This is a genomic window from Methanobrevibacter sp. (genome assembly GCF_017468685.1).
Classification (GTDB): Archaea; Methanobacteriota; Methanobacteria; order Methanobacteriales; family Methanobacteriaceae; genus Methanocatella.
Genome location: NZ_JAFUHT010000034.1, coordinates 1 through 19,232, shown reverse-complemented (window position 1 = coordinate 19,232; position 19,232 = coordinate 1). Strand labels below are relative to the sequence as shown.

Sequence of the window (19,232 nt, the reverse complement as noted above, 5' to 3'; positions counted from 1 at the left end):
CTACAATGTCTTAATGAATTCCTTAACGTATCTATCACAGAACTCCCAAGTGTGCTCTCCTTTACCTTGTGTAAAAGTAGCAGAAACATTTTTTGAGTTCAGATACCTGTAAAAATCAGCATTTTTTTCAAACAAGAAATCATCAATACCGCAAGCCATGTAAATATCTGGAATGTCAGGGCAATTTTCAATCAGATATTTCGGATCCATGTCAGAACCTTTTAATTCATCCAAATTTCCAAAAATAGATTCATAAAAATCCCTTGACCTCAATACATTGTCATCACTAGTGTAATTTACAATGTCATCCGTTATCAGTGCCGCTGAAATCATACCTATCTTTGAGAAGTTCTCATAATACTTCAGTCCATTTCTGATTGCACCATATCCTCCCATTGAAAAACCTGCAATGAAAGTGTCCTCTCTTTTATGTGACAATGGAAAAATGTTTCTTGTTATATCCAATAATTCCTGGCCGACATATTCACCGTAGTATGCATGGGCCTTTTCATTGTCCACATAAAAGCTGTTTTCACCGCATGGTATGACAATGGCAATTCCATTATCCTCTGCAAACTTCTGGATTGAAGTGTTAGCAAGGAATATGTCATCACTGCCGTACAAGCCGTGAAGCAGATACAATGTCTTATAGGGCTGAGGAACAATTTCTTCCGAATCATTTAAAAAATGTATATTGTCTGCAGGCAAGATAACACTAACTGTTGTTCTTCTCTGCAGACTCTTGCACTTAACATCTCCTCTAAACAAAACCATTGCAAACACCTATTTTGACAGCTCATCTAATTTTGAATTCAATTCAGCCAACTGTTTGGATAATCTTTCCTGATTTTTTAAAATCAAATTCTGGTTATCGACAATCACATTGAAATGTGCATCGTTTAAATTCACAAGACCGACCAATTTATTGTAGATATCATCATTATCAATCACTTTAACACCTCCTAGTTTTCCAATTCAGTTATAAATAAAGCGCGTTTATCCTCCTGCTTTTCAAAACCGCAGTACTCATAGAATTTAATATTTTCATTTAGACATATCACAATAATTTTTAAATAATCGTTATAATGTTTTTTAACTCTTTCAACTAGCTGTTTTCCAATTCCCTTTAACTGATAATCAGGATGCACCAGCAAGTAATGGATATAAGCATTCATTATCCCATCATCCATTGCACAAATCATGCCTACGAGTTTATCCTCATCCCATGCTGAGAAAACACAATCAAAGTTCTTCATAGCTATGGCTAATTTTTCTGGATATTCACCTGAAGACCACTCCACAGACAAAAATAATTCTCCAAGTTCCTTTTTACTAAAGTTATGTATATTTTTATATTTAATTTCTGGCCTAATTTATACCACCCTATATTCTGTCCATTTATTTGAAAAGTATCTGTAAATGTAAATTCCTGCACGTACAAACCAGTCAATAAACATTGCAATCCATGTTCCAAACACTCCGACATGCATCCAATCTGCAATAACATATGCAAGAGCAATTCTGCATGTAAACATGACAATCAGACTAATATACATTACTGATTTTGAGTCCCCTGCACCTCTGAATGTTGCCGGTATTGTAAATGCCAACGGCCAGACTATCATTGCAAATATTCCATGCCATATTATCATTTCACTTGCCATTACAGCGGTTTGATCAGACAGATTATAAATTCCTAAAATCATAGGCAATATTGCAAAAATGACCAGGTTAATGGCAATGTGAGATACATATACTAAGATTAGGCATTTCCTGTTATAATATCTTGCCTGTTCATAGTCATCAGCACCGACGCAATTTGATATCACTGCAGTCAAACCTAGATTTATTGCAAAGCCCGGCAGTACTGAAAATATTCCTATTGCATAACCTACAGAGTTTGCTGCAATAGCCATTGTACCGAATGTTGAAACCAGACTCAAAATCAGGACTCTTCCAAGCTGGAACAGTCCGTTTTCAATACCATATGGAATGCCGACCTGCAGTACCTTTTTAAGTATTTTAGTGTCGAACCTATGTTTTAATGTTCTCTTGATATGTAACTTATAGTCTTCATCAACAACAAAGTACAATACTAAAAGTGCTGCCAACACTCTTGAAATTACTGTTGGAATTGCCACTCCACGAACATCCCATCCGAGATAATAAATGCAGAAGGCATTGCCCAAAATGTTTAAAATGTCACAGACAAACATTATTTTCATAGGCAATGTCGCATCATTGGTTGTTCTAAAAATTGCTGCTCCTGAATTATATATTGCAATGAATGGAATGGATAATGCAACAATATACAAATACAATTCTGCATTTGACCAGACATCCGCTTCAATCTGACCGAATAGCACACCAATCAGCATTTGTTTTAAAATAATTACCAAAACCATTAAAACTATGGATAAAATTGTTGAAAACCATACCAATTGAGTTGCTGAATTTTGAGCCTTGCCAATCTGTTTATCACCCAAGTATTGACCGGCTACAACTGCTCCACCCGTTGCAAGAGCAGAAAATGAAAAAATAAGTAGTTGCATCAGAAAATCAACTAAAGAAACACCTGAAATTGCAGCTTCACCAAGTGATGCAACCATGACTGAATCTGCAAAACCTACAAAAAATTCCAGTGCATATTCTATTAAAAGAGGAATGAATAAAGCAAGTAATGCTTTATTTGAATATAGATAACCTTCAGGTGTTTTGAAAATATTAATATTAAAATTCACAATATAATTATTTGAAAATTATATTATTTTAATCTATTTAATTTGGCAAAAAATAGGCTCAACTATTTTTCATTAGCCTTATCGGATGATTTTGCAACCTGTCAATGATTAAAAAAATTTCATTAACAACCTTTTGAGAGGATTTAACTGAAAAACTTTGTGATTTGGAATTATAATCTGCACGATTTCTTAATCGTCTTAAATGCTTAAATTTCAATCCCAACTGTTGTTCTTCAAAGAAAGGAGAATTAATTAGTTCTTCAATTAGTATACTGTGAGCATTATCAGATGGAAGTATTCTACGAAATGCCTGTTCATAATATTTCTTTGCTGGACCAAAACAAGAATAATAGAATCTATTAATAGCAGAACGTTGATATTCTTCATTTGATGAAAAATTCATCAAATGTATTCCTACATTGTTATTTTTCCTCCAGTCAAACTGTTTCATATTAACCACAGATCCACAGAAATTAATCCTTTTGTTTTTCTTGAAAAATTATCAATTTCAAATAGTTCCCTTTGGAGTTTATCTAATTTTTGCCAATTGCTATCAAATGAAGACTCTTTGCATGTAACATATACAACAATATCATTCAACCTAGAAAATTCAGGGTCTTCACAAAAAGTTAGGCATTTTAAGTGATTTGGAAAATAATTTTCAATTATAGGTGTTATAACATGAATATAATCAATCAGATGATTATGTTTTTTAATGAAATTTTTAACCTGACTTTTATGATGCAACTTATATATTTCTGATAATTTTTCAAAATTATTATCAAAATTCGAAATATTTAACCCAACATATCCATTTTCTTGAGAGATTTGCATATTCTGCCTTAAAGAGAAATTTTTTTGCATAATTTTTAACCTCCAGAAATTTATTAAAAACTAAAAAATAGTTTATATCTTACTTTATTTAAATATTTCTAAATAAATCTAAGGCAATTTAATAAACTAACATAAATATTATAATTATACTAAAATATAATCATTTAAAATCAAAATTGTTTTCAATAAGAGAAAATCTAAGAAAAATACTTGATAGTATTTTTCTAAAAAAAAAGTTATCTTATAAAGTTAAAAGCTATTTTTGGTTCCTCTTCAGGAACTAATCCTTCTTTTTTACCTGCTTCAATACATTTTAAGAAATATGCCATGTTTCTTCCAAGCTGTCTCATGGTTGCAAGACCTTCCTTATCCTGTTTGACTTCTTCAGGAGTGTTTCCATGAACCATATTCCAATAGAATGATGATACAATAGGCATCTGGGAAATTCCCAAATATTTATTTAACTGATCATAAGTTGCAGTTGTTCCTGCACGTCTTGCAGAACAAATTACAGATGCAGGTTTGTGTTTAAATGCTTCAAGTCCAGTCCCATGGGAATTGGAATAAAATGCCCTATCCATAAATGCAGTCATGGCCCCCGCAGCACCTGCATAATAAACCGGTGAGCCGAATATGAATCCGTCAGCATCATATGCTTTTTTGACAAATTCATTAACCACATCATTGTCAAATGTACAGACTCCTTTTTCACCGCATTTAAAGCATGCTGTACAACCTATAATAGGTTTTGTTCCAATCCAAAATATTTCTGTGTCAATTCCTGCTTCATTTAAAGTTTCTTCAACATATGTCAGTGCAGTATAAGTGCATCCGTTTTTATTCGGACTGCCGTTTACTAATATTACTTTCATTTCAATAATCTCCATCAATTAATCTTTGAACTAATAAATGTCCTTTTTTGAATTCCAGTGAACCTTTTTTGACTCCTTCCTCATCGAATGATTCACATTCATCACCTTCACGTTCGGAATCAAAGATGATTATTGGTACATTATCCCGTGTATGGGTTCCGATGCTGATTGGGGTTGGATGGTCGGGTAATATTGCTCCTCTGAATTTTTGACCTTCCAGACTTTCAATGATTGGTCCGACAATGAATTCATCAATTCTTTCCAATGCTTTAACTTTTTCAGTGGTGTTTTGAGCATGTCCTGCCTCATCAGGAGCTTCAATGTGAATCAATAATAAGTCAGTTTCCTTTAAGGCATTGATTCCATATTCTCCTTTTTGCCTGTAATCAGTGTCGAAGTATCCTGTAGCTCCCGGAACATCCACAATATTCATTCCTGCGAAGTTACCGATTCCTTTAAGTAAATCTACACCAGTTATTACTGAAGCGGTTATTCCATAGGTTTCCTCGAAGTTTGGTAAACTTGGTGTTACGCCTTGTCCCCATAGCCAGATCATGTTTGCTGGAATTTCCCTTTTTTCATTTACAGGATGATTTTTAAGATATTCTCTTGCTTCAAACATTATTAATTGCATCTCTTCTGCCAGTTCACATTCACCAAATAGATTATCAACAAGTTTTTCGCCGGAAATGTCATGCGGAGGCATTGTTTTGATGCTTGAGAGTATTTCAGCATCCTCGACGCTGTCACATGAGTAGATGAACAGGTGTCTGTAGCTTACTCCAGTGTAGAATTTGCCTTTAAAATCAGGATATTTTTCTGTGAAGTATTCGTTTAATCCTTTCATCAGTTCATCTGCTTCAGCTGTGGTGATGTGGCCTGCATTGAAGTCATCCATTGCATCACTTTCACTGAATATAGTGTTGCATCTGAAAATCACATCTTCAGGTTCTGTTGGAATTCCTTCGCTTCCTGCTTCCAATGGTCCACGACCAGTATAGTAATCGGCAGGATTGAATCCGAAAATACTCATGTTGGCAACGTCTGAGCCTGGAGTGTACTGTTCAGGAACGTTATTTGTGAATCCTCCAAAACCCATTTTTGCTAATTTATCAATGTTTGGAGTTTTTGCAACCATTAAAGGAGTTTTTCCATCTAATTCATCTACAGGGTAATCACTGGAACCGTCAGGGATAAAAATTACATATTTCATATTATCAAAAAAAAGTATAAAAGGAATTAGTATTTTTTGTTTAAAATACTAATCAAGTCAGTCAACATTGCAGAAGCAGTTTCAAGGGAACCTGCTCCAAGCCCGATTACGGAAACTTCATCAGCCAAATCAGTTTTGATTGTAGCCATGTTCAAGGTTCCGCTTACATCATAGGAACTTCCTCTTTTAACCAAACGAGGAGATACCTGTAAGTTATCAGGAGATACTTCAGCTATCAGTTTAATTAAGTAATCATCCTTTTTGGCGAGTTCAATAGCCTGTGAATTAATGTTTGAAATACCTTCAACTTTAACGTCACTGTAGGTTGCATCAATTCCTAAAAGGGAATTTGCCAGGATTACTGTCTTACATGCTGCATCAATACCTTCAACATCCTGTGTAGGGTCAGTTTCTGCTATTCCAAGTTCCTGAGACTCTTTTAAAATAACTTCATAGTCTGAGCCTTCAGAAGTCATTCTTGAAAGGATATAGTTTGTGGTACCGTTTAAAATTCCTTTGATTGATTTGATATCACATGATGAGAGTGTGTCTTTTGTGAAATTGATGATTGGCATTGATCCGCCAACGCTGGCTTCATATTTGAATTCCACACCAGCTTTTTCTGCTGCACCAACTACTTCCTTGAATTTTAATGCTAAATGTCCTTTGTTTGATGTTACTACATCTTTTCCTTGTTCGAATGCCTTGAGTGTTAAAGATAATGCAGGTTCTGCATCAACGATATTTGTAGGAGTTGCTTCTATAAGACAATCATATTCAACAGCATCTAAAATATCTGCACCATTCTTATCAGATCCGAATTCTGGATATGCTGATAATTTTCCTTCATTTTTCTTTGTTTCAACAAGGAGTTTTTCATCTAATCCATCCTGTGATATTGCAGAGGTAGATGAATCAGCTGCAGCTACAATTTTAACATTAACTCCAGTTTTATCCTTTATTAAATCCTTCTTCATGGAAAGTGCATTGGCAACACCCTGGCCAACTGAACCAAATCCCATGATAATGACTTTACATTCATCCATAATAATCATCACTTAAACTTCATTAATCACAAGTAATTCTTTTTCTTCAGCAATTTCTGCAATTCTATTAAATACTATTTGTTTTTTACCCACATCGGCTTCAATGTTAATTAATGCTGTGGATTTTTCTTCACCGTTCAATTTAATGTCAAATGCAACTATTACAACACCTTCAAGTTCATTGATTCTGTCCATGGTGTCCCTTAAGTCCTGATCCACAATGTGGCCGAAGAAAATAGTGGTGATTTTTTCCTTTTTAACTACACCATCCATTTCTATAATGGTAAATCCCAAATCTTCAAATCTTTGAATCAATCTCTGCAAATCTTCCTGTTCGCCTTCCAAAGTGAGCTGAACTGGAACATTACCGTTTTCATTTTTATAGTCCCTTTTGTGAATGACAGTTACTAAGTTTACGCCAACGCCACTTATTGGCTCTAAAGCTTTTACTAACTGTCCCGGAACATCTAAAAGTTCTAGAACTAAGTTTATTCTCATATGAATCACTCTTAATTAGTCCAATCTGCTCTTTTTACAATAAGATTGCCGTCTTTGTCAATATTAGCGTTTCTCAATATTTTTTCAGGATTTTTCTCATGTGATTTGTCTTCACGGGTTAGGTTTAAATTATCTGTAATGTACCAGGTTTCATCTGAATCCGGAATGTCTTCTAAAATCTTTGAGAATTTTTCTATAATATCTTCTGCATCTTTTTCGATTGTCATAAAATAACTCCTTAAATATTAATTAATAATATAATTATTTTGTTTTTTAATATTAATAAAGTTAAAGATTGAAAATGAGATAAAATAAAAAAAATGAAAAAAAGAATAAGTAAAAATTTAGTTATTAATAATATTTCTGTATTCCTTTAACGTAACGGTAAGTGAATATTAACTGTATCAGGCTTCCAACGAAGTTAGCAATGACAATACCCCAGTATACACCATTTTCACCCATCCAAAGCAATAGCCAAATGAATACCAGTGTCAAGATGATTTGTTTGAAGAATGTGAATCCTAAACTCAAATCTCCCCGTCCGAAACTCTGCAGGATACAACCTGAGATGATACTCCAACTTGCAAATACCACATAAGGACACAAGAGAATTGTTACGCTTGCAATCTCATCATTAAGTCCTGCTCCACCAAAGAGCATTGCAAGGTATGGTGAAAACACAGCTAAAATCACTGCCATTGCAATTGATCCGATAAAACCGATTTTATGAATATAGCTGAATGATTCCATAATGGATTCTGTTTTTCTTGCACCGAATAATGCTCCGAATACACTGATTCCACCTGTTCCGAATCCTACAGGAAGCATCACACCAATACTTATCAGTCTCCAAACGGTAGTATAAACTGCAACGGAATCTGTTGTTGCAACCCATACAAGGATTACATTTACAACCATTGAAAATAGTGACATTATGATTTGTTCTGCGCTTGCCGGAACTCCAACAGAGATAATGTCCTTATAGATTGCCATGTTTCTTGAATAGCTTCTCACATCGATTGTATTGTCATTTTTAACATATGACCAGTACAGGTACATCAAAAGACCTATGAAATTTGAAAGCACTGTTGCTATTGCCGCTCCTGCAACGCCCATGTTGAGATTATATATGAATATTGGGTCAAGGATAATGTTTAGTGCCGCTGCCACTCCAATCGGAAGTGTTGCCTTAACGCCCTTGTTTTCTGATCTGAATATTCCGCAGTAGATGTTTTGGATAATGATAGTAAATCCACCGGAAATAATCCATACACCATATTCATGAGCGAGTCCCAAAACGTTTGCTCCACCTATTGCTATTAAAAGCGGGTCGAGGAACAATACTATAAGTCCTGGAATGATTATACTTACGATTATGCTTAGTATTACACCGTGTGTTGCACTGTTTCCTGCGTTTTTCATGTCCCCTCTTCCGATGAAACGTGCAACTGATGAGTTAACACCGGCAGATAATCCTATTCCCAATCCGATGATTATGATGAATAGCGGTGTTACGATACCTATTGCTGCCAGTGCATCTGAACCTAATCCTGATACCCACATTGCATCAGCCAGGTTGTTAATCATTGTTAAAAACAATGACAATATCATTGGTATGCTTAAACCGATGATACTCTTTTTAGGATTTGTAATTAATTGTTCTACTTTCATAGAGCACCCTCTCTAAAATAAATAATAATACCTCCAAATAATAAAAAAATAGTATATAAAGTGCTGCAAAAGAAAAATATTCTTTGTGAGTCATTTAATACCGAAACGACTGTATTCTTATAAAAAATAATCTTATATAAAATAAGCCATATTTAATTAATTGAAAAGAAGTATATAAATGTTTCTAATTTGAAAAATAGCAATATATAAAAGAAAAAAAAATATAAAATGTATGGAATAATTTACAATATTTTGAAAATCATTCTAAATATTCGGACAAATCAGTGTCTTTTAATATTTTCTTTCTCAGGATTTTGTCAATTCCGGTTCCATACTGGGCAGCTTTTTTTGGCCTGTAGGCTATTTCATAGTCAAGTCCCTCTTCAAAGGCCAATTTTCTCAATATGCTTTTTCGCATGTCATCATGCATTGACACTATCTTTTTGTTGTCTGGAATGTTTAAAACCAGTTCAACCAGTTTCTTGTCTAAAAACGGCAGTCTCAACTCTACTGAATTGAGCATTGCACAGGAGCCATCCCTTTCAAGGTTTACGTGATACATGTTTGCAATGTCATTTCTGATATCGTAATTGAGTGTGTCGTTTACGAAACCTTCAAGGTATCGTTTGTATCCTCCGAATAACTCATCGGCACCCTGACCGGAGATTGCAACTTTTATTCCGTCTTCAGCTACCATTTTTGTTGCAAAGTAAGTTGTAAGGCCAACACCTACCTTCATCAGATTATCGTCACCGATTGCCCTGATGACGCTTGGCAGTGCATCGCGAATCATCTCTTCTGTTATCTCGCAGATTTCCAAATCAAGGTTCAGGAATTTGGCAGCGTATTTTGCAGCTTCAATGTCATGAGCATCTTCCTTTCCCACCGCATAGAGTTTTATTTTAAGTCCGATGTTTTCGGATATTTCCTTTAAAAGCAGTGCCAAATATGAACTGTCAAGGCCCCCTGAAAATATTACACCTACCTCGTATAATTCTTCAACTCTCATGCCGACACTTAGTTTTAATAGCTTGTCTATTTTACTTACATCGCCTTCAAGGATTTTTTCATGTAATGCCTGTGCCGGAGCTACATCATCCCAATTATATAGGATGTGTTCAGGTTTTAATGTTTCAATGTCGGTAAAACCTGCTTCAGATAATGCCTGCCTGTTTGATGCAAAACCGCATAAATCATCAGTTTTTGAATAAAACAATGGTTTGACTCCCAATTGATCACGGACAATTGCCAGATTTTCACCATCCCAGACGCTGAATGCATAATCACCATCTATGAATTTAGTCACCATCTGAATGGCGTTAAGCAGATCTCCCTTGTTGTAAAAATCAATCAGGTACAATAATGCTTCGGCATCTGATTTGATTTCAGCTTCAATACCAACCTTCTGAACAAGGTTCCTGATTGTCTTAAAATTGTATAATACTCCATCGAATGTCAAAACAAGATTGCCGTTTCTTACAGGTTGAGGCAGGGATTGCCTGTCCTCACTATCATATACTGACAATGAATTATGACCAAAAGCTATTTCATATTCATTATCATCATCAAACTCATCCAGATTGATGTTTAATTTAATATCATCCAGATATACTCCTGATGCATCAGGACCATAATGTTTTGAGGTTTTTAGCATTTTTATAATTTCATTTCCTTTGAATTTACCTTGAAGACCAACTATTGAAGACATTTTTTGACTCTCCATTAAAAAAAATCAACTACACACAATACTGCAATTGATGTAAAGTATCTGTTTAAATATTAATTTATTATAATACTTAAAATTTAATAAAAAAAAGTGTGAATAAAAAAAATAAATGAGAATTAACAGTTTAATTCTCATTGAATGAAGCTGTTTCAGCCATTGATTTTAATGAATTCAAATCATTTCCGAATATGACAACAACTTCATCATTGGCATTGTTTTTCAAAAATAAATAATAATCTAAGTTTACAAAATTTGAATCAATATCATCAGAAATCTCCATGGATTCATCATCTGATGAGGAATCACCGGAAACACTTATTCCATCTGATGATATGGATACGTTTTCACCACCAGCATCTGAAACCTTTAAGCCTTCATCTGAAAGTGAAACTGAATTGCCGTCAGCGGAAATATTTACACCATTACCTAATGAAAATATATTCTCAGCAAAGCCTAGCACATTGTCAAATCCGCTTGGAAAATCAAAATCATTGGAATTTTCAGTTGTTTTGAATACGGTATATTTGTCAGTCTCTTCAACTTTTTGCCCATCATCTTCCAAATCTTTGATGAATTTATTAATACTGTTTTTGTCATGTGTTGAATCCTTAAAGTAGATTATTGTGTTCACATCATCAGAATTGTTTCCGGAATTTTCTAAAATCACCCAATTGATATCATCCATGCTGATATTTGTATTTTCATTGAAATCTGCTCCTGAAAGAACATCGATTCCAAAATCATTCACCAAATCAACTGCGCTTGCAGTTGAAATTACAAGGGCAATAACCAGTAATGCTAAAAAAGCACCTAAAATTTTTGAATTGAATTTCAAATTACCACCTATTTAATTGATTCCCTGTAAATTGATCCTAATACTCTGTTGTAGAATACTCCTGCATAGGAGTTTACAATCACACCTTCTATTACTCCCACGATTGCTGATAGGATTAATGCCTGATTGACAGCAATTGCAAGAACTGCAGTTAAAAGACTCAATATGAATCCTACGGCGACCATTATTATCATAAATACGATTATTGTGAATAGGATTGTTCCTATATATTTTCCCCATCCGAGATTTGATATTTTGCCAGTTATTTCCTTAAAGTCAAATGCCTTTGCAAGTTCATCATGTGCAATCATATTGTTCAGCGCCATAATCAGGAGGAAGTATGCGATTATGAACAGTACTGTTGAAATGAAAATCAATATGAGTCCATATGATTCATTAATACCTAATACTCCTGCAATCATCAATATTGCTGGAATGATATTATAAGCGAGCACTACAATGAAATATTTTATTCCTTTGATTAACATTCCTGCGATATCATTGAATCCCGGAAGGTCATCTTTTTTATCGATTGAGAATTTAACCACATTGTACTGATATCCCATTATGAAGAGCATGACAATGAAACTGATGATTGCAAGAACAATCATGATGCCGATGTCTGTTTGTGGCATCTGTGAGAACTTAAACATCATTGTGTCGCCGGGAGCCTTTGAGAATGCCCTGACAATATCTATGCTTTTAGCGCCACGTGCAATTCCCAACAGGTTAAGAACTGCAAACAACACTCCGAATCCTAAAAGTTTTTTAACATCATTGAAGGGATATTTCAATCCCTCAACGACACAGTCTGTTATGCTTGCCATCATATCACCTTAAATCTGCATAGTATATAACAATCCGATGGATCTTGCGTTAAAGATGCTTAAGTAAGGTCCGACAATGAACATTGCTATCATGGAGTTTATGAATGCTCCTAAGACAAATATTCCTGATGGGTCAGCACCTAAAACAGCTCCTGAAATTCCAAATGCAGCAAATATCAATCCAATAATACCTGTTACAACAACAGATAGGACTATAGTTATTATAATTAAACCTAAATAGGTTATGATGCATTCAAACCATCCGATTTCATCGATGACTTCCTTGATTTCTGATATTGCAAATGCTTTTGTGAATGCTCCGTCATTATATGCCATGTGACAAAGTGCCATTTGACTCATCAAGCATGCAACCACCAATGCAACAAAGGTTATTAATCCTCCAATAATCATTAGTGCAGAGGATGCAACGCCTGTGAGCTGTCCTGCAATGATTGCAAATATTAAAAATATTAGGAATGGTACAATCAGATAGACTATTTGGACTATTACGACTTTCACCCCATCAACGAACATGTCAATGACATCATTGAAATCAGGCAACGGATCTCTTCCGTTAATTATTCCATGAACTGCAGTGTTGATAACTCTGTAATTGTAACCTGTAATTAAAAAGACTGGGAGCAATAAAAAGCTGAATAAACAGATAACACCTAATATTACTAGTGTTTTCCAGTCCTTTGCTGAATATTCTAGTGAATCCTTGTATATATCTAGTATCATTTTTTTAACCTCTAATAGTAATCATCGTCAAAGATGAATATTTCTTCCATTACGAAATATTTTTCCCGATCACCTTTGAATATCATTTTATTGAAAACTTGAGTTATTTCATATGCTAAAAACAAGGAGGGATTATATCTACCATTTTCCAGCGCATTAATGGTTTGACGGGTGACTCCAACCTTGTCCCCAAGTTCTTTTTGGCTCATTTTGAGCTCTTGTCTTAAATATTTAATCATGGTTCTCATAGTAATCCACAAATTAATTCATTTTTGCAAAAAGTATTTAAGTACTTAAGTAATTATGTTAAAATCTAATTACTTATGTTAATGTTACATTACATAGTATATAAAGTTAACTGTTTTTAAAAAAATAAATAATTAAACCTTAAATTAACTAAATTAAAATAAAAATAGTTTAATAAATTTAATATTGTATAATAATTTAAAAAATAATAATTTAATAATTATTAATCTAAATATTAAAATTTAATGAATAATAATTAGAATTTAGTATGAAAATAAAAAACGAAAAATTTATATAGTAGGTAATCAATCTTTAACATATGTAACATAACTATAACAGATTATGTTGCAAAAAAAGTTCCAAGCAGAAAATCAAAATTATATTTTATCAACCCATTTTCCTCTAAATACGTCTGCTTGGAATTATAACCTTAATAATGACAATATTTTTTCCTTATATCTGTTTATGATTAATGCACCTACCAAACCAACAACAGCACCAGCTAAAATGTCACCAGGATAATGGACTCCAACATACATTCTTGAAAACGGAATTAACACTGCAAATATAACTAAAGCAATGTCAGCAATCAAGTAATACTTTTTGACCAGTTCCTTCATGTTTAAAATTAAGCTTGTAACAATAGCTACGGTACATGTAGTGTGGCCTGACGGGAATGAATTCAAATCATCTTCGCTTATAAGCAGATGCACATTATCCAAAGCCATAAACGGTCTAGGCTCATGAACCATATGTTTTAGGACAAATGCAATTGCACCTGAAAACAATAAGGCAATAAATGTTATAATAGCCACTTTTTTAAGAGTGTTTCTATTGGTTAAGTGAGCATACAGAATAATAGCTATGAATATCAAAACCAGAAATTTAAAACCGCCAAAATGAGTAAAAATCGGCATTACACCATCCAAAATGGGGTTTTGCAAACCATGATTGAAAAAATTAAAAACATCAGCATTAACATTACCTAACAAAATCTCACCACAAATAAAATAGTTATTTCATCCACCTTTTCAGTTTAGGAAACATCTCTTCAGACATTTTTCTTGCTTCCTCTTCGCTCATGCCAGTGGCTTCAGCTGTTTTTGGAACGCAGAAGTCAATCATCTCTTCCATAGTCACATCACTTGTAAACTCACCATCTTGATAGCAGTATTTACAGTAATCCTGACTTTTTGATCCATCCTTTTCAGTTCCGAAATCTCCATCATTCATTGGCATGGCACAAGATTGACAAAAAACCATATCTTCAAAATTCATCCAAATCACCATAATTCTATTGAATTATCTCCAATATATACTTTGTCTAAAAGAAAGGGACAATGGAATAAACTGCAATCAAAATCACCACAGTCAATATTACAATAGCACCCATTGGTACTTTCTTCCAGGCAAGTCCAGCAGCTACAACTGCACCGATTAAACCGATATACCATAACTGATTGTCAACTGTCAGTACTCCAGGACATATCAATGCAGCCAGTGCAGTATATGGAATAAGATTCAGAAATTTCTCTGCTTTAGGAGGGAAATCCAACTTGTCAATGAATAATGCTGGAATTAACCTTGGAATAAATGTCACCAGCGTACATCCAAGAACAACTAACATCATATAATCCATTATGCATCACCTGAAAGCAAATATTCATCATCAACTATATACATTCCAATTCCAGCTCCAATAAGAGTTGACACAATCAATGACCAGTTTCCTAAAAACTGGCTTAGAATAATATTTAAAACTGCAGTTATCAGGACCAATAATGCAATTTGTTTATTTTCTTTAATCGCAGGAGTCAAAATAGCTACAAATAGTGCATAAAGTGAAATATTAAAACTATTTGTTACAATAACCGGAAGCAAATCCAGAGCGAATACTCCAATTGCCGCTCCTAAACACCATGATAAGTATGCTGTAATTGCAATACCCAAATATATCCAAATGCTTGAGTCTTCACTAAGAGAAAACATTGCAAATGACTCATCAACAGTTACATGAGCTGCAAGTATATTTAATGGTAAATTGGAATCCTCAACCTGATTTAAAACACATGTTGACATTACAAAGTATCTCAAATTCACAACAAAATTTGTCAATATTATTGCTATTGCAGTTGCACCACTTAAAACCATAGAAGCTGCAATGATTTGACCTGCACCAGCATAAACTAGGAAAGACATTGAAATTGTCTCAAGTGGAGTCATTCCTGCTTTTATTGCAATTGCTGCATATCCAATACCCATAGGAATGTAACCAAAAGTGATAGGTATGCCTTTCTTACAACCTTCAATAAATTTTTCTCCCCTAGACAAATAAAGACTCCAATATAATAATTTATAAAAAAATAGTAAATATAGTAATTTAACTAAGTAAATTACTAATTTGGTCTGTTGTAATCAAACCTAAGACTTTCATATCATCATCAACAACCGGCAGACATGAAATATCAAATTTCCTCATCTTACGAGCTATATCCTCAATACTTTCATGTGCATGACAATACTTAACAGTTGTTGTCATGATATCTCTTAACTGATTAGAATTGGTTGCTATTGATTTGGATAAATCCCAACTTGTAACAATTCCTATAAGTTTAAAATCATCAGTTACAACTGGAATATGAGTTATATGTTTATCCAGCATCAATTTTGCTGCATCCTGAACATTTGCATTTTCACGGATAGTAGCTACCTTTTCCATCATCAAATCTTCAACTATGCTTTCAGATAGGAATTTTGACAATATGAAATTTAACTGACCTTTTTCAAGTAAAAATGCATCATGACCATAATTAGATTTAATTTCTGAAAAAGAAACTTCAATATCATTAGCATTTAATGCAGTTACAATCTCCGTACTCTGTTCAGTAGGGTATAACCAGTCTGAATCAACTGATATCACTTTGACCTTACATTCGATATTTTTAAATCCGTCAATTAAGGAATCATTGCGGGATAAATCAAATAAATCAACCGCTTTTGTAATAAACAGATAGCTATTCGCATCAAAACGTTTGACAAATGATTCACCTTGATGTTTTAAATAGCTTTCAACTTGAAAATCAACTGAAAAGTCATAGCTAATTTCATCTTTATCCTGAAGACCTCTTCCAAATTTAATATCCATTGATTCATCACTTAAATATGTAATGTGTGCAATCATGCGGGCAAGAGACAATCCATTTCCCGGTTTTTTACCGGTTTCATAGTAATTGCCCATATTCCAATTAGGATCTGAAAATATTGCTTGACGACCCACATCATTAAATGCGATTTGCTGTGGAGATGAACTTGCAGTGGTTGCTATCGGAATTGCTTTTTTCATCATTTCAGGATAGGTCACCATCCATTCAAGAACTTGCATTCCACCCATTGACCCTCCAATGACTGCTGCCAATTGACTGATTCCAAATGAATCCACCAATTTCTTTTGAACCCTGACCATATCACCTATTGTGATTACCGGAAAATCCAAACCATACTCTTTTCCTGTCTTTGGATTTATTGAACTTGGACCAGTGGTACCTTTACATCCTCCCAAAACATTGGAACATATTATAAAGTATTTTTCACTATCCAATGCTTTTCCGGGACCTATTACAATTTCCCACCAACCTGGCTTTCTATCCCCTTCATGCCATCCTGCTGCATGTGCATCACCAGTCAATGCATGACAAATTAAAATAGCGTTGGATTTTTCCTTGTTAAGTTCACCATATGTTTCATAAGCCACATTGACTTCTTCTAGAACTTCACCAATATCTAATTTAATCGGTACATCTATGTGGAAATTTTTTGTCTCTACAATACCTATAGACTCTTTATTCATTTATTTTCTCCCGATTCGTAATTTGCGCATTGCACCTTTTGCGGCAGATTGTTCTGCTTCTTTTTTATTTTTTCCTCTTCCAACACCCATTTCTTTACCATCAATCAGACATGCCATGATGAAAGTCTTGTCGTGTGGAACACCATACTCTTTTAATATTTTATATTCAATCACAAGTTCCTCTGCATCACCATATTCTTTAATTGCTGATTTATAATCTTCAAAGAACACTCTTTCTTGATCAATATATTTGAATATCCAATCAGATATGAATTTTTTTGCAAATTCTATACCCTGGTCGATGAATATCGCACCCAAAAATGATTCAAATATGTCTGCAGTTATAGATATAACTTCATTTTTAGTTAAATTAGACTCTTCAGCTGCAACATAAAGATAATCCTTTAACTTCAACTTCTGAGAGTAATATATTAATGCATTCTGACAAACATAATTTGACCTTTTCTTTGTTAGCTCCCCTTCCTCAAATTGAGGGTATTTTTTATATAAATACTCGGATACAATTAAACTTAAAACAGAATCTCCTAAAAACTCTAATCTTTCATAATTGTAATCTAAACCATGAAGAGTAGAATATGAAGCATGAGTAAATGCAATTTCATATAAATGTTCATTTTCAGTTTCTATATTAAATTTTTCAAACAAATTCATATTTAAAGCCCAGACATTATTAATAATATTATTAATTATGTAAATGAACTTATATATAATTATTATATAACAATAGTTATATATATTACTTTTCAAATGCTCTCTCACACTTCCCATTTATATATCAAATCCCAAATTAAAAACAAGGATTTGGTAAAAATGATAATTAATTGGCAAGAAGAAATAACAAAAATAGACCCTGATATAAAATTCAGAGCACAAGGAGGATGGTTAAAAACTGTCGAACAAGTAGATAAAACCGTAAAAAACGGTTATTCATTAGTTGGCGACTTTGTACAAGCAGGTGACTTCGAACATGAATACGACGAAGGAATATATCTTGACTGCAACAAAGAAGGAACAGCTAAAAAAACACAACAGGACTACAGATTAATTAGATTCAGAGATGGAAAAGTAAGATTACTGGATATGGTAATCGACGGCAAACAAGGTTGGGCAGTTGATTTATGGGATGCATTAGAGGGAGAACTCTAATCACCCAAAACGTTCTTCAGGAGTTACAAACCTTGAAAAACCTGTTACCTGAACATTCATTCTCGGATCCAGAAATTTTGGCTCTTGCAAAAGAATAATCTTATGGTCCAGATTTTGAGGGAAATTTTTTCCTTTTCCTTCAACAATTCCCCTAAAGCTTACCTTAAAATCACCAGTTCCACCAATATCCATCATTAAATTTTCAGAAGAAAGAACATCATCAAAAAAGTTTTCTAAATCCATGGATTCAAAAACAGGAGCAACATAACTCATGCCCATTAAGCCATTTTCGTTTTCACGAATTTTGACTCTTCTTTGGTCTAATTCAATGTTTTCTCCATTATTTTTTGTTATTTTAATCTTATTTGAAAATTCACAATCAATCATGATACACCTACTAATCAATGTGACAGAATTCACAGCATGCACAGGTCGGTGCGAAATAAGAGTCATCAGGTTCAACAATTGCTTTTTGTGCAAATAATGTGATATTGAATTTCGGATGATATTCAGAACTAACTTCTTTGGTCATTGGAGACAATCCACGATAATAAACAGGCCTATAACCAGTCTGTGAAATATCAAAATAGAATTTTTCACCAGTGGTGAATTTACTAAAGTATTCTTCAAGTTTTAATGCTTGTTTTGGAGCAATTGAAAATGTAAATCCCATTGTATCATCACTTCTTTGTCTGATACCCGCATTGGAAATGTCCACTGCTAAAATATCATCGTTTCCTCTTACAAAAACAACACAATTTTCTAAATCTACATCATTTTCTTTAGCTATATCTTTTAATTCAGTCATGAATAGACCTCCTAGAAATTATTTATAGTTTTTCTCTAAAAGTTTATACCATTTAGTTCAAGCCAATTTTCATAAAATGATTTTGATTCGATAATGTCATAGAATTTTTCTTCAAACAAGTTTATTAATTCTTTTGTGGAATTATAAGTTGTTTTGTAGA

At 33.7% G+C, this 19,232-nt stretch carries 26 protein-coding genes; 1 reads left to right on the top strand and 25 read right to left on the bottom strand.

Annotation, left to right across the window (positions count from 1 at the left end; translation table 11 throughout):
- From IJ258_RS04795 to rnc, 23 genes are all read right to left on the bottom strand, one after another.
- Positions 1 to 774, bottom strand: coding sequence for an alpha/beta hydrolase family protein (locus IJ258_RS04795; protein WP_292803724.1), 774 nt, complete (start codon positions 772 to 774; stop codon positions 1 to 3).
- Positions 775 to 783: 9 nt separating this feature from the next.
- Entirely contained in the window at positions 784 to 951 is a 168-nt protein-coding gene (locus tag IJ258_RS04790) for a hypothetical protein (RefSeq protein ID WP_292803721.1), read from the bottom strand.
- An 11-nt stretch (positions 952 to 962) separates the two neighbouring features.
- Positions 963 to 1,301 (bottom strand): GNAT family N-acetyltransferase, encoded by a 339-nt coding sequence (locus IJ258_RS04785; RefSeq protein WP_292803867.1) that lies wholly within the window; start codon positions 1,299 to 1,301, stop codon positions 963 to 965.
- 72 nt (positions 1,302 to 1,373) lie between these two features.
- Entirely contained in the window at positions 1,374 to 2,741 is a 1,368-nt protein-coding gene (locus IJ258_RS04780) for an MATE family efflux transporter (protein ID WP_292803718.1), read from the bottom strand.
- A gap of 58 nt (positions 2,742 to 2,799) precedes the next feature.
- Positions 2,800 to 3,144 (bottom strand): hypothetical protein, encoded by a 345-nt coding sequence (locus IJ258_RS04775; RefSeq protein ID WP_292803715.1) that lies wholly within the window; start codon positions 3,142 to 3,144, stop codon positions 2,800 to 2,802.
- Between the two features lie 44 nt (positions 3,145 to 3,188).
- Positions 3,189 to 3,605, bottom strand: coding sequence for a hypothetical protein (locus tag IJ258_RS04770; RefSeq protein WP_292803712.1), 417 nt, complete (start codon positions 3,603 to 3,605; stop codon positions 3,189 to 3,191).
- Between the two features lie 206 nt (positions 3,606 to 3,811).
- Positions 3,812 to 4,447 carry a flavodoxin family protein gene (locus IJ258_RS04765; protein WP_292803709.1) on the bottom strand — a complete coding sequence of 212 codons (636 nt, stop codon included), beginning with the start codon at positions 4,445 to 4,447 and terminating at the stop codon, positions 3,812 to 3,814.
- A 1-nt stretch (position 4,448) separates the two neighbouring features.
- Positions 4,449 to 5,660, bottom strand: a complete 1,212-nt coding sequence (locus IJ258_RS04760; protein ID WP_292803706.1) for a cofactor-independent phosphoglycerate mutase — start codon at positions 5,658 to 5,660, stop codon at positions 4,449 to 4,451.
- Between the two features lie 26 nt (positions 5,661 to 5,686).
- On the bottom strand, positions 5,687 to 6,706 hold the full coding sequence (locus IJ258_RS04755) for a homoserine dehydrogenase (RefSeq protein ID WP_292803703.1): 1,020 nt from the start codon (positions 6,704 to 6,706) through the stop codon (positions 5,687 to 5,689).
- A gap of 12 nt (positions 6,707 to 6,718) precedes the next feature.
- Positions 6,719 to 7,204 (bottom strand): amino acid-binding protein, encoded by a 486-nt coding sequence (locus IJ258_RS04750; RefSeq protein ID WP_292803700.1) that lies wholly within the window; start codon positions 7,202 to 7,204, stop codon positions 6,719 to 6,721.
- An 11-nt stretch (positions 7,205 to 7,215) separates the two neighbouring features.
- Positions 7,216 to 7,431 carry an Asp-tRNA(Asn) amidotransferase subunit GatC gene (gene gatC, locus IJ258_RS04745; protein WP_292803697.1) on the bottom strand — a complete coding sequence of 72 codons (216 nt, stop codon included), beginning with the start codon at positions 7,429 to 7,431 and terminating at the stop codon, positions 7,216 to 7,218.
- Positions 7,432 to 7,555: 124 nt separating this feature from the next.
- Complete coding sequence (locus IJ258_RS04740; RefSeq protein ID WP_292803694.1) at positions 7,556 to 8,875, bottom strand: MATE family efflux transporter; 1,320 nt, start codon at positions 8,873 to 8,875, stop codon at positions 7,556 to 7,558.
- A 259-nt stretch (positions 8,876 to 9,134) separates the two neighbouring features.
- The gene (locus IJ258_RS04735; protein ID WP_292803692.1) at positions 9,135 to 10,583 is read right to left on the bottom strand and encodes an asparagine synthase-related protein; all 1,449 of its coding nucleotides are present in this window, start codon (positions 10,581 to 10,583) and stop codon (positions 9,135 to 9,137) included.
- A 142-nt stretch (positions 10,584 to 10,725) separates the two neighbouring features.
- Positions 10,726 to 11,436 (bottom strand): hypothetical protein, encoded by a 711-nt coding sequence (locus IJ258_RS04730; protein ID WP_292803689.1) that lies wholly within the window; start codon positions 11,434 to 11,436, stop codon positions 10,726 to 10,728.
- Positions 11,437 to 11,444: 8 nt separating this feature from the next.
- Positions 11,445 to 12,263: a DUF4013 domain-containing protein gene (locus IJ258_RS04725; protein ID WP_292803686.1), complete on the bottom strand. Its 819-nt coding sequence runs from the start codon at positions 12,261 to 12,263 to the stop codon at positions 11,445 to 11,447.
- A gap of 9 nt (positions 12,264 to 12,272) precedes the next feature.
- Entirely contained in the window at positions 12,273 to 13,004 is a 732-nt protein-coding gene (locus tag IJ258_RS04720; protein WP_292803683.1) for a DUF4013 domain-containing protein, read from the bottom strand.
- A gap of 11 nt (positions 13,005 to 13,015) precedes the next feature.
- Positions 13,016 to 13,252, bottom strand: coding sequence for a helix-turn-helix transcriptional regulator (locus tag IJ258_RS04715; protein WP_292803680.1), 237 nt, complete (start codon positions 13,250 to 13,252; stop codon positions 13,016 to 13,018).
- Between the two features lie 420 nt (positions 13,253 to 13,672).
- Complete coding sequence (locus IJ258_RS04710; protein ID WP_292803677.1) at positions 13,673 to 14,242, bottom strand: phosphatase PAP2 family protein; 570 nt, start codon at positions 14,240 to 14,242, stop codon at positions 13,673 to 13,675.
- 22 nt (positions 14,243 to 14,264) lie between these two features.
- A complete protein-coding gene (locus IJ258_RS04705; RefSeq protein ID WP_292803674.1) occupies positions 14,265 to 14,528 on the bottom strand; it encodes a zinc ribbon domain-containing protein in 264 nt (87 codons plus the stop codon).
- A gap of 46 nt (positions 14,529 to 14,574) precedes the next feature.
- Positions 14,575 to 14,889, bottom strand: a complete 315-nt coding sequence (locus IJ258_RS04700) for an AzlD domain-containing protein (RefSeq protein ID WP_292803671.1) — start codon at positions 14,887 to 14,889, stop codon at positions 14,575 to 14,577.
- Positions 14,889 to 15,581 (bottom strand): AzlC family ABC transporter permease, encoded by a 693-nt coding sequence (locus tag IJ258_RS04695; protein ID WP_292803668.1) that lies wholly within the window; start codon positions 15,579 to 15,581, stop codon positions 14,889 to 14,891. Before IJ258_RS04695 ends, IJ258_RS04700 begins: the two co-directional genes overlap by 1 nt.
- 49 nt (positions 15,582 to 15,630) lie before the next feature.
- Positions 15,631 to 17,097 (bottom strand): homoserine O-acetyltransferase, encoded by a 1,467-nt coding sequence (locus IJ258_RS04690; protein ID WP_292803665.1) that lies wholly within the window; start codon positions 17,095 to 17,097, stop codon positions 15,631 to 15,633.
- The gene (rnc, locus tag IJ258_RS04685) at positions 17,098 to 17,769 is read right to left on the bottom strand and encodes a ribonuclease III (protein WP_292803661.1); all 672 of its coding nucleotides are present in this window, start codon (positions 17,767 to 17,769) and stop codon (positions 17,098 to 17,100) included.
- Between the two features lie 159 nt (positions 17,770 to 17,928).
- Between rnc and IJ258_RS04680 the strand changes: the two genes are divergently transcribed.
- Positions 17,929 to 18,264, top strand: coding sequence for a hypothetical protein (locus IJ258_RS04680; protein WP_292803658.1), 336 nt, complete (start codon positions 17,929 to 17,931; stop codon positions 18,262 to 18,264).
- Here IJ258_RS04680 and IJ258_RS04675 read toward each other — a convergent pair whose 3' ends face one another.
- Both IJ258_RS04675 and IJ258_RS04670 read right to left on the bottom strand, forming a co-directional pair.
- The gene (locus IJ258_RS04675) at positions 18,265 to 18,651 is read right to left on the bottom strand and encodes a hypothetical protein (protein ID WP_292803655.1); all 387 of its coding nucleotides are present in this window, start codon (positions 18,649 to 18,651) and stop codon (positions 18,265 to 18,267) included. It lies immediately after the preceding gene.
- 10 nt (positions 18,652 to 18,661) lie between these two features.
- Positions 18,662 to 19,072 carry a hypothetical protein gene (locus IJ258_RS04670; RefSeq protein WP_292803652.1) on the bottom strand — a complete coding sequence of 137 codons (411 nt, stop codon included), beginning with the start codon at positions 19,070 to 19,072 and terminating at the stop codon, positions 18,662 to 18,664.
- Positions 19,073 to 19,232: the final 160 nt, after the last annotated feature.

What these genes read in the sequence shown, in the direction of transcription:
- IJ258_RS04755 (WP_292803703.1), bottom strand. Translation starts at nt 6,706, where the DNA reads ATGGATGAATGTAAAGTCATTATCATGGGATTTGGTTCAGTTGGCCAG.
- rnc (WP_292803661.1), bottom strand. Translation starts at nt 17,769, where the DNA reads ATGAATTTGTTTGAAAAATTTAATATAGAAACTGAAAATGAACATTTA.
- IJ258_RS04670 (WP_292803652.1), bottom strand. Translation starts at nt 19,072, where the DNA reads ATGACTGAATTAAAAGATATAGCTAAAGAAAATGATGTAGATTTAGAA.
- IJ258_RS04770 (WP_292803712.1), bottom strand. Translation starts at nt 3,605, where the DNA reads ATGCAAAAAAATTTCTCTTTAAGGCAGAATATGCAAATCTCTCAAGAA.
- IJ258_RS04680 (WP_292803658.1), top strand. Translation starts at nt 17,929, where the DNA reads ATGATAATTAATTGGCAAGAAGAAATAACAAAAATAGACCCTGATATA.
- IJ258_RS04700 (WP_292803671.1), bottom strand. Translation starts at nt 14,889, where the DNA reads ATGGATTATATGATGTTAGTTGTTCTTGGATGTACGCTGGTGACATTT.
- IJ258_RS04675 (WP_292803655.1), bottom strand. Translation starts at nt 18,651, where the DNA reads ATGATTGATTGTGAATTTTCAAATAAGATTAAAATAACAAAAAATAAT.
- IJ258_RS04750 (WP_292803700.1), bottom strand. Translation starts at nt 7,204, where the DNA reads ATGAGAATAAACTTAGTTCTAGAACTTTTAGATGTTCCGGGACAGTTA.
- IJ258_RS04715 (WP_292803680.1), bottom strand. Translation starts at nt 13,252, where the DNA reads ATGAGAACCATGATTAAATATTTAAGACAAGAGCTCAAAATGAGCCAA.
- IJ258_RS04760 (WP_292803706.1), bottom strand. Translation starts at nt 5,660, where the DNA reads ATGAAATATGTAATTTTTATCCCTGACGGTTCCAGTGATTACCCTGTA.
- IJ258_RS04735 (WP_292803692.1), bottom strand. Translation starts at nt 10,583, where the DNA reads ATGTCTTCAATAGTTGGTCTTCAAGGTAAATTCAAAGGAAATGAAATT.
- IJ258_RS04690 (WP_292803665.1), bottom strand. Translation starts at nt 17,097, where the DNA reads ATGAATAAAGAGTCTATAGGTATTGTAGAGACAAAAAATTTCCACATA.
- IJ258_RS04740 (WP_292803694.1), bottom strand. Translation starts at nt 8,875, where the DNA reads ATGAAAGTAGAACAATTAATTACAAATCCTAAAAAGAGTATCATCGGT.
- IJ258_RS04775 (WP_292803715.1), bottom strand. Translation starts at nt 3,144, where the DNA reads ATGAATTTTTCATCAAATGAAGAATATCAACGTTCTGCTATTAATAGA.
- IJ258_RS04795 (WP_292803724.1), bottom strand. Translation starts at nt 774, where the DNA reads ATGGTTTTGTTTAGAGGAGATGTTAAGTGCAAGAGTCTGCAGAGAAGA.
- IJ258_RS04705 (WP_292803674.1), bottom strand. Translation starts at nt 14,528, where the DNA reads ATGAATTTTGAAGATATGGTTTTTTGTCAATCTTGTGCCATGCCAATG.
- IJ258_RS04765 (WP_292803709.1), bottom strand. Translation starts at nt 4,447, where the DNA reads ATGAAAGTAATATTAGTAAACGGCAGTCCGAATAAAAACGGATGCACT.
- IJ258_RS04725 (WP_292803686.1), bottom strand. Translation starts at nt 12,263, where the DNA reads ATGGCAAGCATAACAGACTGTGTCGTTGAGGGATTGAAATATCCCTTC.
- IJ258_RS04720 (WP_292803683.1), bottom strand. Translation starts at nt 13,004, where the DNA reads ATGATACTAGATATATACAAGGATTCACTAGAATATTCAGCAAAGGAC.
- gatC (WP_292803697.1), bottom strand. Translation starts at nt 7,431, where the DNA reads ATGACAATCGAAAAAGATGCAGAAGATATTATAGAAAAATTCTCAAAG.